Origin of the sequence: Psychrobacter fulvigenes (assembly GCF_904846155.1) — a bacterium.
GTDB lineage: Bacteria > Pseudomonadota > Gammaproteobacteria > Pseudomonadales > Moraxellaceae > Psychrobacter > Psychrobacter fulvigenes.
This window is the reverse complement of sequence record NZ_CAJGZP010000001.1, coordinates 2,030,293-2,042,482: the sequence shown is the minus strand read 5'-3', so window position 1 is coordinate 2,042,482 and position 12,190 is coordinate 2,030,293. Positions and strand designations below refer to the sequence as shown.

Annotated in this window: 12 protein-coding genes and 2 pseudogenes; 7 read left to right on the top strand and 7 right to left on the bottom strand. The window is 38.9% G+C overall.

What is annotated here, in order from left to right; genetic code table 11:
- Positions 1 to 20 precede the first annotated feature (20 nt).
- The 6 genes and pseudogenes from JMX03_RS08690 to JMX03_RS08665 all read left to right on the top strand — a co-directional run.
- Positions 21 to 665, top strand: coding sequence for a DeoR/GlpR family DNA-binding transcription regulator (locus JMX03_RS08690; protein ID WP_201596161.1), 645 nt, complete (start codon positions 21 to 23; stop codon positions 663 to 665).
- A 161-nt stretch (positions 666 to 826) separates the two neighbouring features.
- Positions 827 to 1,702, top strand: coding sequence for a GTPase (locus tag JMX03_RS08685; RefSeq protein WP_201596159.1), 876 nt, complete (start codon positions 827 to 829; stop codon positions 1,700 to 1,702).
- A gap of 4 nt (positions 1,703 to 1,706) precedes the next feature.
- The gene (locus tag JMX03_RS08680) at positions 1,707 to 2,228 is read left to right on the top strand and encodes a hypothetical protein (RefSeq protein ID WP_201596157.1); all 522 of its coding nucleotides are present in this window, start codon (positions 1,707 to 1,709) and stop codon (positions 2,226 to 2,228) included.
- Between the two features lie 141 nt (positions 2,229 to 2,369).
- Positions 2,370 to 5,918 carry a GTPase gene (locus JMX03_RS08675; RefSeq protein WP_201596156.1) on the top strand — a complete coding sequence of 1,183 codons (3,549 nt, stop codon included), beginning with the start codon at positions 2,370 to 2,372 and terminating at the stop codon, positions 5,916 to 5,918.
- Positions 5,918 to 6,211, top strand: a complete 294-nt coding sequence (locus tag JMX03_RS08670) for a YkgJ family cysteine cluster protein (protein ID WP_201596155.1) — start codon at positions 5,918 to 5,920, stop codon at positions 6,209 to 6,211. The genes JMX03_RS08675 and JMX03_RS08670 overlap by 1 nt, the downstream gene beginning before the upstream one ends.
- Positions 6,212 to 6,573: 362 nt before the next feature.
- A pseudogene (locus JMX03_RS08665) lies at positions 6,574 to 6,765 on the top strand (transposase); the annotation flags it as partial.
- Between the two features lie 28 nt (positions 6,766 to 6,793).
- On the opposite strand, the pseudogene JMX03_RS15000 reads toward JMX03_RS08665, so the two are convergent.
- The 4 genes and pseudogenes from JMX03_RS15000 to JMX03_RS08650 all read right to left on the bottom strand — a co-directional run.
- A pseudogene (locus JMX03_RS15000) lies at positions 6,794 to 6,934 on the bottom strand (IS630 transposase-related protein); the annotation flags it as partial.
- 13 nt (positions 6,935 to 6,947) lie between these two features.
- Positions 6,948 to 7,454 carry an IS630 family transposase gene (locus JMX03_RS08660; protein ID WP_201596154.1) on the bottom strand — a complete coding sequence of 169 codons (507 nt, stop codon included), beginning with the start codon at positions 7,452 to 7,454 and terminating at the stop codon, positions 6,948 to 6,950.
- Positions 7,455 to 7,498: 44 nt separating this feature from the next.
- Positions 7,499 to 7,984: a winged helix-turn-helix domain-containing protein gene (locus JMX03_RS08655; protein ID WP_201594188.1), complete on the bottom strand. Its 486-nt coding sequence runs from the start codon at positions 7,982 to 7,984 to the stop codon at positions 7,499 to 7,501.
- A complete protein-coding gene (locus tag JMX03_RS08650; RefSeq protein WP_201596153.1) occupies positions 7,981 to 8,232 on the bottom strand; it encodes an IS630 transposase-related protein in 252 nt (83 codons plus the stop codon). The genes JMX03_RS08655 and JMX03_RS08650 overlap by 4 nt, the downstream gene beginning before the upstream one ends.
- 435 nt (positions 8,233 to 8,667) lie before the next feature.
- Between JMX03_RS08650 and JMX03_RS08645 the strand changes: the two genes are divergently transcribed.
- Entirely contained in the window at positions 8,668 to 9,453 is a 786-nt protein-coding gene (locus tag JMX03_RS08645; RefSeq protein ID WP_227695532.1) for a Y-family DNA polymerase, read from the top strand.
- 85 nt (positions 9,454 to 9,538) lie between these two features.
- On the opposite strand, the gene JMX03_RS15340 is transcribed toward JMX03_RS08645, so the two are convergent.
- From JMX03_RS15340 to JMX03_RS08630, 3 genes are all read right to left on the bottom strand, one after another.
- Entirely contained in the window at positions 9,539 to 9,757 is a 219-nt protein-coding gene (locus JMX03_RS15340; protein WP_227695919.1) for a 5-methylcytosine restriction system specificity protein McrC, read from the bottom strand.
- A gap of 100 nt (positions 9,758 to 9,857) precedes the next feature.
- Complete coding sequence (locus tag JMX03_RS08635; protein WP_201596150.1) at positions 9,858 to 10,802, bottom strand: DUF7281 domain-containing protein; 945 nt, start codon at positions 10,800 to 10,802, stop codon at positions 9,858 to 9,860.
- Complete coding sequence (locus JMX03_RS08630; RefSeq protein ID WP_201596148.1) at positions 10,799 to 12,190, bottom strand: hypothetical protein; 1,392 nt, start codon at positions 12,188 to 12,190, stop codon at positions 10,799 to 10,801. Before JMX03_RS08630 ends, JMX03_RS08635 begins: the two co-directional genes overlap by 4 nt.

Genomic DNA, 12,190 nt, shown 5'->3' with positions numbered 1-12,190 from the left:
AGAACAGGGTTGAGAATTACGTGAACAATACTGCAAACAATGTCATCAAGCGTCAACTACTGATTATTCAGTATCTTATTAAAAGTAACTATGTGTCTACCATAGACATTCAGACCCACCTAAAATCCAAAGGAATGGATGTACAAATACGTACGATACAAAGAGATTTAAATTTACTTAACGAAATTGTCCCTTTAGAAGTACATACCGACGACAAGCCCTACAGTTGGCGCTGGAAGCGCCTAAAAAACACATCTACCCATACCTTAAGCATTGCCCAAGCATTGGCATTACGCATCGTTGAGACCGAATTAAAAGGTATCATACCCGATGATCTGTACCGCCAGTTAGAGCCACTATTTGAAAAATCACATTTTGTGGTAGGACTGGCACAGGCTGAGGCATTGGATAAAGCAGAAAAAAAGCCTGCTATAAGTACTGGCATGAATATTGCTCCGATATCTCCTTTACAACGCATCTTGTTTAGATTGCGAATAAACATGGCTAAAAAGAAAAACAGGAAAAGTGAAGTAAAGATCAATCCTGATGACAATCTATATAATAAGTTGTCTGAAGAAGAACTGAAAGCTATTGCAACACTCGCTAAGGAGCTAGAGGTTAAAGAGCTTGGTTTTTTAAGTAAGCTTTTGAAGGATAAGCTCTAATCATTTTTTTGAGTATAAGACTACTCAAACATTTAATACCGATAAGGAGTATCAAATAATTTGAATGGAAAAGGGGTTTATGAGATTAAGAGTTCAGTTTGTAAGGCTATAGTCTGAATATAGGTATATGCCAATAATTAAAAATTTAAAATAGGTTAAATATGGATAATTTAGAGAAACGGTATAAAAAAACCATTAAAAATAGCGAGGTTGTTCTGAAGCAAGGCAATACTCTGTTGCAGGCTAAATCGGAAGGAACGTCTAAACCAGTTGTGGTAGCTTGGGGGTTGATGAACGCTGGTAAAAGCTATTTGCTCAACATGCTAACTGAGCATATTGACAGTGAATACTTTAAGACAAATGATTTTCGTGAAACTGCCGAAGTCAAAAAGTTTGAAACAGATGACTTTGTTTTTCTTGACACCCCAGGTCTAGATGCATCCACTGAAGACAACCTAACTGCTATGAAAGGTGTTGGAAAAGCCGACATTGTCCTTTTTGTGCATCAACTACAAGGTGAATTAGAAGCTGTAGAGATTGAGTTTCTTCAGAATCTAGTTAATTCGTTTGGTGAATACGCAAGCGATAATATCATTGTTGTACTCAGTAAAGTTGATAAAGAAGAGGATAAGAAACTAGAAGACATTAGAAACAAGGTGCTACAACAGTGCGAGATATATATAGGATTTGAGCCCAAATGCATTGCAGTTTCTAATACGGTTTATAAGACGGGCGCTGAAAAGAACATTGAAGGCCTTATTAAAATTAGCAACATTGATAGCCTGCATGACCTTTTACAGAAATTGTCAGTGTCTGTGCAAGACGTTCGCGCAGAAAGACAACTACAACAGAAGCAGCAACTCATAAAGCAATTAAAAGAAGAGAAAAAACAACTAGATCAGGTTTTGAATAAATATAAAGAAAAAGCTAGTAATATTGAAGCAGATGCTAAAAGCTTTAGTTCTACAATGAAGAATCTAAAAAGCTTTATGGTTGATATATCCAAAGAACACTATAAATTAGAGATGGGAGAATAGAGTTATGGCCTTACCATGGTTAATTGGAGGAGCAGTGGTAGCTGTCGCTACCGCTACGATAGCAGCACTTAGTGATGACAGTAGTAGTTCATCAAGCAGTTATAGTGATAATGAAGATGCAGAGCGCAGAAGAGCCGCGAGAGAGCGAGCAGAGCGTCAACGTGAGGAGAGAATGGAGGCTTTAGATGCTTCATATAATGAACGTCTAGAGCTTGATGGTAAAAAAATGACAAGCCTATTACGTACTATGGCAAAAGTCGATAATGTACAAGAAAGCATGGTCATTATAGAGGTTGTACCTGAACTTGAGATGAATCCTGATGGTAGCTATAAAGATGTGCTAACGCGACAGATTGTTCAGAACAAAAGCACTTTAGATAGTTTTCATTCTAATGTTGTCCTTTTCGACCAACTCTATGGCGGATATATAGAGCCTAAGACAGAAACTATCCAAATTTCTGAAGCAATTGACACTTTAGAAAAACAGACCAAAAAAATTGACGACTTAATCAAAGAACTAGGCTAGCAAAGTCAATACTGTGATTTTATATTGCTCTGAAATATGGAGTAGTGTAAAGCATGAGATCGATAGCAGAACTGTTTTTGTCTTAAAACAATGTGCTATATGGCTGAATATGGATAGGTAAAAGTAACTAATTGAGTAATGATGATGGATAATAATAAAACTGAGCGAAGAGCGAAGTTCCTTAATAGTTTTGAAAGCTTACAGAAAAGATTCGATGATTCTTTAAAGGCTGCAGAGGAAGATGAAACGCGATTTAGAGAAGAATGTCAGAAATTTCAGTCAAACGTAGATAAGCAGCTAACCATAGCAAAGAATAAGCTTGCGAAAAATAACCCATTATCAAAACAGCTGCTTGTTTTTTCAGATGTCATCAAATCAACCAATAAAGATTGGCGGAATCGAATTGATAAACAAGATACTGGCGTAAGGTTCCGTGAAGGATTTAATGACTCCCTTATGGTATTTGTGTATGGCAAAGTAAAGTCTGGCAAAAGCTCATTAGGTAATTATGTTGCTTGGGGTCATACTGATCCAGATTCAGAGCTGAAAAACAAAACACCAGCCAGTGTTCAGCCCATCTACTTTTCAGGTAAAAGAACGGATGTCAAAGGTGGTGATGCGCTAAAAGAAGCAGAGGGTAATAAAGAGTTTAGAGTGGGTGCCACTGAAGCGACAAGTACGATCCAAGGCTTTAAGTTACCAGGACTTACTTGGATAGACTCACCAGGGCTGCATTCTAAAAATAGCGAAAATGATCAACTTGCTCGCGACTATGTACAGCATTCAGACCTTATTTTATACACGATGAAATCAGACTCACCAGGCCGAGCAACTGACTTGGCGGAGATTGCGGAACTATATCAATCTGATAAGAGATTTTTACTGTTAATTACAGGTAGTGATGATACCGAGATTGATTGGGACGAAGATACCCAGACCATGCTAAATAAAGTTGTCATGAAAAGTGAGCAACGCAGAAAAGAGCAACGTGAATACATTAGAAGCGAGCTTCTAAAGATTGATGGTCTAAAAGATAATGCCAACAATATCGATATTATTTCTTTTTCAGCACGATATGCGCAAGACAACCAAGACTCGCCTGAAGATTTTGAAGACAGTGGTATGAGTGAGCTTTTTGACGTATTAGAAGAGGTGAGTCAATCTAGTGGTGTGAAACTCAAACAGCAGGTTCCTCTCAACGCTTTCTTGAGCTTTTTAGATGAATTCAAAAAGGATGTTGAAAAGTATGCTGATTTTATTGATGACTTTTCTACTAAGTTTGCAAGCTTAGATTCTGAGATTGATCGTAAATTACTTATAAAAACTGCAGAAATTAAACAAGAAATCTCGGATGTAATTAGAAGTTCTTTTAAAGGTATTCTTGAAGACCCCCGAGATGATGAGTTAAAAATTAACACTTATTTTGATGCTTTAAAAAATAAGATTAATAGCAAGCAAAATTCTTTAATTGATGCAGCTATTCAAAACTTATTACAGGAGTTTTCACAAGGTTTTGATGATAATGTATTGCACGTTATTGATCACAGTACATTATACAAGCTACCTGAATTTGCAATTGAAACGCAAAAACGCAAAAAAATTATTAAAGTCATAAAAAGTACTCGTGGCCGAAATTCTGGTTTGGGGTCATTGATAGGTGCGGGAGCTGGCTTTTTAGTTGGTGGTCCAGTGGGATCTGCGATAGGAGGTGCACTAGGTGGTTTGGCTGGTGGAGCAACTGGCAGAAGTGCTTCTGTTGAGGAAGGTGAGTTTGATGTTAATGTTGGCGATAATCTTGCAGAGATAGAGCAAAGATTTATTGAGATAACCAAACAGTCTATCGAAAATCAGATGAATAGTTACAAAGCAAATGTCTTCGATAACTTTTTGAATGAATTACAATCTTTAATAAAATCATTAAAAAATGAGACTATTGAAATGTCTGATTATTTTAGTTACTTAACTCACTCAATAGAATCACAATTAAATAGGTTGGACGGACATAAACATATGAAAAATAAATATTTACTAAAACAACTGATTAATGATTATAAAGAGCTTAAAGCTATCGTCGAAGACAGCCCTCAATTGAATAGTCAGGATAATGACTTTTCCAAAGTACAAGCCATATTTGAAGATAAAATTGCTAATCCAGATTTAAAAGTGATGGTGTATGGTGTTTATAACGCGGGAAAAAGCACCTTAATTAATGCTATGGTGGGTGAGGCAGTTGCTGAAGTTGGCGATGTTCCTGTCACCGATACGATAGCAGAGTACACGTGTGGTAGTTATAAAATCATTGACACACCAGGTATAGATGCACCTGCAGAACACGAAAAGATTACTATACAAGAGATGCTAAAAGCAGATGCTATTATTTTTGTTGTGAATCCAATTGGTGTGGTTGAAGAGCAAAAAACGCTTAATGCGATGCTAGAGCTATTGGCTAAAAATAAAAAAGTATTTTTAGTATTTAATGAGAAACATCCGTTATCCGATGAAGACTATCTAGTTTTAAAAGATCAGACTCATCAAAAAATCCAAGAGTTAGCGCCAAGTTTTGGGCTTGATAGTATTTTAAGTGAAATCCCTATTTCAAGATTAAATGCTAAAGCTGCGCTTGCTGCTCGCAAAAGTGGATCAGCAGGCTTCTTAAATAGTACAGGTTATATAGATTTTGAATCAAAGCTTAATGACTTTCTAGCAACAATCACAAGCTTCGATATTAATGAGCGTTTAGCAAAAACTTTATTATCTTATCTAGATGATGTTGTAAGTGATCTTGAGTCAACTACAGATAGTAATATCGTAAAAAATTACGATGAGTTGATAAGAGATATTACAAATAATCGAGTTAAATTAAGAAGGCAAACGCGTGGTAATGTTGAAAGTAAAGAAAAAGAGTTATATCAAAAAATAAAAAAATGGCTTTACAACGAGAAATCAGATATTAAGTCTGTTATTCGGCAAGAGCTTGAGCAAAGCTGTGAGATATTATCCACTGAATTGAAAGATGATATTGATATTCAGGGAACAGCAATTAAGGCCGATGTCGATAATTTACAGGCTAAAATTCCTGAGCTTAATGTAAAACCTAAGTTTGATGACTCTGTTATAGATAGCAATTTAAATAATGAAGATTCTCAGAGTTTTACTTTTGAACAGGACTCTAATAGCGTCAAAATTGAACTTGATAAGATGGATAGCCTGTCCAAGTCTTTGCAAGATAGTGTCAAAGTAGAACACATTGTAATGGGTCTTACAGCACTTAAAACTGCGATGCCAAAACTGATGAAAAATATTAGCGAAGAAGTGATTGAAAAAATTGCAGCAAAAACGGTGTCTAAGTATATCCCTTATATAGGAGTCGCAGTAACAATAGCTATGTCAGCTCGTGAAATTTTCGGTACTGATCCAGAAACTAAGCAATTGATGCAGCAACAAGAAGCCCAAAAGCGAGCGTATGAAAGGTGGGAGCAACAAACTGAAGATATCTCAAGTGAAATATCTCAAACCTTTGCAAGAGATGTTATATTCTCATTTTATAATGTAATAGATGATTTCTATAATAATATTATTGAAAAACTAAATTTACTACAAAATGAATTTAGCGAGATTGACAAAATTAACAGTATTCTACTCGAACGCTTGTATGGCATTCAGAAAAATTTAACTAGTAAGGCTTCTTGATGTTTCCATGTATTGCTTGTGGCCAATGTTGTAAAAATGTGCATAAAAGCGAGGAAACTAAATTTTTGGACAGAGGGGATGGTGCTTGTCGTCATTTCAATGAAAGCACCTTGCTCTGCACTATTTATGAAGATAGACCTTTAGTTTGTAGAGTAGAGGATTACTATAAAGCCAATTTAATCGAAATCTATGAGTGGGATGAATTTGTTGAACTTAATCTTCAAGTTTGCGGTGAGCTAAATAGCAAAACAAACCTTGGAAAGGACGCCATCCAAAATAGTATTAAAAAATAATCACTTGAAACTTCTTATTATAAAGGTTTCAGGTTTTTTCATCGCTTTTAAGGTTTGAGTAAAATCAAAACAATCCCCCCATAAATAAGAACAGTTACAAACAGAGTGGATTACCGATGCCAAAGGGTAGTTATGAGAATACTATTGAAGATCGAGGAGCCCATCCCAGATTCTGTGTAACTGCCATTTAGATTAAATTCTGGTGGTGTATCAAAAAGTATGCTGATTAAGATTTAAACAATTATTGAAGTCTTGAAAGCCCTGTAGGATCAGAGAACGTGGTATAGGTTTCTTATTAATTTTTATGCGAGTTTCCCAAACTTTGTGTAACTGCTTATAATCCACCAACCGGAGAATAAGCAATGACTAACCAAACTGACATCAAGAAACTGGCCGAGCAAATGGCTGGTAGCATGAAAAGCTTCGATGACATCAAAGACTTCCAGAAGCAGCTCATGCAATCCTTTATAGATACCGCTCTTGAAGCTGAGATGGAAGAGCATCTTGGCTATCCTAAGCATGAGAAAGTCGATAAGCCTAACAAGCGCAATGGGATAGCCTTGCTGCGTAAAGCGATCAAGCCTACTCTGGAATACCGCTCTTTTTATCGGACACGCTTTTGGATGTTCTAAGGTCTTTTTTTTGACTGATACCAAGACGCTTTAAAGCATTAAAGATACCCGTTTGACTACAGTTCAAGCGACGAGCTCTTTCATAGTTATACCAAACCCAACAATTAAAGTTGCGCCCAGGTACGAGCAGTTAACGACCGAATTCTTTGTGGCTGTTTAAGCAAATTATTCCAAGCCAAGCAAGTGGCATCGACAATAGCCTCATAACTGTCATAACAACGATTAGATAGCTCATTTTGCTTAAGGTACTGCCATACTCTCTCAGAGGGATTGAGCTCAGGTGAATAAGGCGGTAGTTTAAGCATAGTGACATTAGCCTGCTTCAAGCTTGGTTGATGCCATAATGCGCCGTCCATCACCACCACCGCATGACGTCCTTTTGGAACGGCTTTACTAATCTCTTGCATATGCAATAACATGGTGTGTTTATTAACGAAAGGCAGTACTAAGCCGACAGCCTTCTTTGTCGCTGGACAAAAGGCACCAAACAGATAAGCGGAATGAAACTGTTGCTGCTTGATCAGTCGAGGTCGCCCACCGCGGTAATGCCAAACTCTGGTCAATGAGCCTTGTTGTCCTATTCGAGTTTCATCTTGAAACCAGATATCCACTTGATCTAGGCTCACATCAGTAGGCAGTGACGCCTTAACCTGTGCTATAAAGTTTTTTTAAAAGCGTCTTGAGCTTGTGGGTCGGCTTTTGGATGCTGACTACGAGCACTTATCCAACTCATATCAATACGCTTGAGTAGCTCGTAGATACCGTTAACGGTGTAGTGAGCGTTGTAGTGTTCTTTAGCCAATTGCTGAATGTCTTTGCCGGTTAGACGACCGCCAGCGCGCTTTTCTTGTTCAGAGACTATCATGGCTTTAAAAGCGGCTGTGTCTGCTTCTGCCAATTTGCTGCGACGACCTCGACGATGACGATCGTAGAGACTCTCAAGTCCTCGTTCATAATATCGCTTCAATGTCCGTCTGGCAGTTTCAGGATGTATGCAGAGGTCTTTGGCAATATCGTTGGTGGCTTTGCCTATACTATATTGGTATAAGATGAGCAGGCGTAGTCGGGCTCTGGGATTGCGCTCAGTCTTTGAGTGTTTGCCAAAGTCATGGTCTTCTAGGTTATGTATTGGTATAGTCATAAGTGGATTATACTATATATTTTGGGTTTGGTATTATAATCATCTGGGTATCTTTTTACGTCTTCAATCAATGCGTCATCAGGTATTTTAGTTGGGGCTTTATTTCTGGTTGTTTTAGGAGCTAGGTTCTGCTGCCAGCTGTGAATGGTGCTGGTGCTAAGTCCATAAAATAGCGCAGCTTCTCGTATGGTCATACCATCAGCGATGCTAGAAAGTACCTGTTTGCGATAGTCTATTGAATAAGTCATCGTTTATTTCATTAAATGCAATTGTTAATAGGATTGTATCGGTTTTATTTGGGTTAGACTATATAAACTTTTAAAACAGTTGTCAGTTTTTATGATTTTTTTAATGAGTAATAATTAGGTCAGCTTATAGATAACTGTATCTTCACGAAATTTTGATTCTACTGCCATGATTAAACCGCCATTATTAATTAATAAAAAAGAGTAGAGTGTTTGTGAATTGTGAATATAGATTCTATTCAATGTTGAGTATAATTACTAGTTAGAAATTTACGATTCCACAGTATTATTCAAACCCTCACGACAACCATCGTCGTCTACAGTTTATTTACTCTTAAATTCTCAAGCATGTTATCTCTACAATCAAAGATATCTCTGATCACGTAAGTGCTCGTGGTTGGGTATACCTTTTTTTGTCCTTCACATACTGAGACAGCTATGTATGCGCTCATCGACTGCAACAGCTTTTATGCCAACTGTGAGAAGCTCTTTCGTCCTGATCTAAGAGGTAAGGCAGTAGTAGTGCTGTCTAACAATGATGTCTGCGTGGTTGCTCGCTCAAACGAGGCAAAGCTACTCGGTATCAAGATGGGTGTGCCGTACTTTCAGGTCAAAGACTTTTGCAAGAAGAACGACGTTATCGTATTTAGTTCAAACTACACCCTGTACGCTGACATGTCTCACAGGATGATGAGTACGCTTGAGAAACTGTGTCCTACCGTTGAAGTCTATTCTATCGATGAAGCCTTTTTATACTTAGCTGATTATCTGGCTGCGATGACTGATCTAAACGCGTATGGTACTAAGCTCAAAGCTATTGTCGAGCAGTACACCGGCATTCCAGTATGTGTGGGTATGAGTAGTACTAATACCATGGCGAAGCTTGCTAATTATGCCGCTAAGAAGCATCCCGCCACTAAAAGCGTTTGCGTGTTAGATAATCTAAGATGGATAAGACGTATCATGCAAATCACCGATGTTGGTGAGGTCTGGGGTGTGGGTCGTCGTTATAAAGTTAGGCTTAATGAAATGGGCACACTGACAGCTTGTCATAAAGACATTGTGATTGCGCTGGTAGATGATGGCTTTACTGCCAAGCAATTGATACTTGGTGAGCACATCATACTGCGAGCGCACAATGACAACTATACTGACATCGTGGTTAAAGGATCGCTTGAGTTGTTTGGGGTGGTGGCGAGTAGTATTAGGCGGTTTAAGCGGTGAGGGTAAGAGGTACATTTAAGTTTTTAGCAGATAGAGCAATAGTAGTACTGAAAATAATCGACGTGAATTCAGGGGATGAATTTATCTAAAGTGGCGAAAAATGCTCTATCCATGTTCCATGAACTAACCTATCAGACTCTATACAGAAGGGAATGACCCAAAGCCGTAGGCTTTTATCTAACCTAAAGTAAGGCATGGGTAGGACAAGCTTCTCGTGCTTAGGATAAATAAGTATCAAATCACCACTGCCAGATAGGTACTTATGCCCGTAAGCAAACATTTGATAAATATCACTTTGGCTCAGATCAAAGTTTTTTCGCTATTAGAGCTGTCAATTCACTTCCATTTCGTGTCCATCAGGTAACGATTCTCACTCTGATGGTAACGCTTCCATATTAAATAGATTACAACACGATTTCGATCCACTCTACCGTAACGTCTTGCAATAAATGCTCTTGCATCAATGCGATATTGTGATCGACAAGTGTCTTATAGACAGGCTGTAGAGGATCTAGCAAAGATGAAGCAGGAGCACCATCAATTTGCTCAGTGATTTTATGTGACTGGTTGTAAAGCGGTATAATAGGCTGTGATGCAAAGATTAGTTCAGGCAGTAATGTACTAACGTTGCCAGAACATAGCTTTGCATAGAGGCTCGTCATTCTAAGTCCTGACAAGTCTAAGTCAAAACTCAATAACACTTCACAAGCAGTTGGTAGTTTTGGCAGAATGCTTAAAAGCCAAGACAAATTATCCCCATGACCTCTATAGATTAGTAAGCTACTTTGCCATTTAGCAGGTAAACTACCGCGCCATTGCCACCAATGCGTCATCAGCTGACCGTTCTCGATAATGATTAGCTTGTTAAACCGACTGATATCCAAAAATTCAGGTAGCACTGAAGGTAATACGCCGATAGGTGTCGCAGGTATATCATAGCGCTCATACTGATCAACAGCCTGCTGAGCAGGATTTGGGGGCGTGTCATTGCTGCTAGGTTTTGATAATGGAATTGGGCAATCCATTCCAACGATAAGTATTTGCTGAGCAAAGACTTTGGCTTGGCTCCATTTTTCATCAGCGCGGTACGTAGCGACCTCTAATCGATTGGAGGTGGCATTTAGCGGGTTAGGTGCGGTTTGATCATCTGCGATGTTTTGTTTGTCGATGATGGTTGCCAGATCCGCAAAGTCTTTTTGGCTGTAGGTTATAGTATGGTTTGCACATAATTCTCCAAATCCTTGCCCGACTAGCTTTAATAGCGTCTTATTGGCTTTACATCTTTTTGGCCGTTTAACCAGTAGCTTTTCGATCACCTTTTGCTCTTGACGGGTCAGCTTAATGGTCATAGTAATTCACTTTTAAAGGCGGAGGCTGCATTTGTATGACTGACTGTGATATCGGCAACGATATGATTCCCCGTGTAATGAGCTAACGCACGCTCCTCAAAACTCAAATCAAGTTTCGGCTCAAAGATACTTTGATGAGTATAGAAATGATTGACCAGACCTAGCAACCAGTCTTCTAAAGTAATCTCTATATCATCGATAGTTATACTATTAGCATCGCCGAAAAACGTCTGCCAAGCTTGCATACCAGATAGTGTTGCTAAGCCATCTATTAATGTTAAGGCTTCAAAGAACTGTTCAATAGCTTGATAAAATGGCGATATGCTCACTACTTGAGTTTGTTGTTGACTCACATCATCAATGACGGCTTTATTGTCTTTATCGGCAAGGGTGCCATCATCTTGACCAGATAAGGGCTTTAACTGATCGGCTATTTGCTCGCCAAATTGGGAGATAAAAGCATCATGGGTAGGGTCGTCTAGATCAGGATGGGTAGTCAGAGTGAGCGGCTCGGCGACATTGAAGCAAGGCGCACCATGCATGATCAAGCTAACATCAGGGGCAAAGGTGGGGTTTTTGGTAAAATGTTGATACCAGTCGTCAACCACTTGATTGAGCGCTTGCATGCGTCTGTCTTGTTGCAGTTGCATCAAGTTATGCCGAAGCTGATGACCGGCTTGGATCAGCTCTGCAATGGATTGGTCAATTTTGGATTTGAGCAGTCTTAATAATAAGGGCTGCAAAAAATCATCGTCTCTCGACAAGGTAGCAAGCTTGTCCACGCTTAAATGGCGAAAAACAATGTTTAAGTTATCGATAGTTTTTAGGGCATTCTCGTTCTCATGGATACGCACATCCAGATCAGCAATGACGTTGAGCACATTGTGCACTTGATAAGAGAAGTGCAAGGTCGCCTGTGCCATCTCATCAATGATTTGTACGACCCACTCTTTGATATCGCTTTCAAAGTAATCGACATCACTACTACCGCGTTGTTTCAAGGTATGATAGGTCTCAATCTTACTTTCAAGCTCTTCAACCAGACCTGCCAGAGTCTGACTCGAGGCGCGTAGCCGGCTGGTTTGGGTGGTATGCTGAATATAGCGATTGACCGCGCCTGATAGTTGAAAGCCGTGTAGCTCATCAATCATAAAGCCAAGCTTGTTATTGGCTAAGGTAGTGATGGCTTTCTCATTACTAGCAATGTCATCAATGGTGCCACTTTGTTCAAGACTTGCGTAGGTAGCGATGTCGATATGAGCTAATAACGCTCTAGTGGCTTTTTTACTATCTACCGCTGGCAAGTAGGCTTGCTCGTGCTCAGCGCTTTTATGGCTCGCATGATGATTGCTCGACGCTTGCGTATGATATGAATTAGGATTCGCCAT